This window comes from Acinetobacter sp. TUM15064 (genome assembly GCF_008980265.1).
Classification (GTDB): domain Bacteria; phylum Pseudomonadota; class Gammaproteobacteria; order Pseudomonadales; family Moraxellaceae; genus Acinetobacter.
Genome location: NZ_BKFU01000230.1, coordinates 1 through 435 on the forward strand (window position 1 = coordinate 1; position 435 = coordinate 435).

The 435-nt window shown below is 40.0% G+C and carries 1 pseudogene; it reads right to left on the reverse strand.

Annotation, left to right across the window (positions count from 1 at the left end):
• Positions 1-435, reverse strand: a pseudogene (locus GBI16_RS18860) (phage tail tape measure protein); the annotation flags it as partial.

Consider the following 435-nt stretch of genomic DNA (forward strand, 5'->3'; position numbering starts at 1 on the left):
TGGAGGGGCTAAAGCTGCTACCGATGCAAGGTTGCCGTAGATAATTGCCTGTCCAGCAGCCATAAGTTGCTGAACAAGGTACATAGCTTTATACGTTGCACTGTTTTCACCCTGCGCATTTTTAATAATCTCAGTAAAGTTACCCCAGAGATCAGACGCAGTTGAGAGCATTGTCCCATACATGCTTAATTGGGCATTTTGTTGATCAGATATAAGCCTTTGGGCACTATCGTTGTAATCAACATCTAAAGCTTTCATTTTCGCAATATGCGTAGCCTTAGCTTGTTCAAGTAATTCATAACGTTTTTGTGCCTCAGAAGGGTCATCATAATCGCGGTAAATTTGATTCACATTGTTTGTGTATGAGTCAAATTCCCTTGATTTGTCTCTTCTTGAATCAAGATTAAGATTAGCTACTTGATACTGAAAAGACCC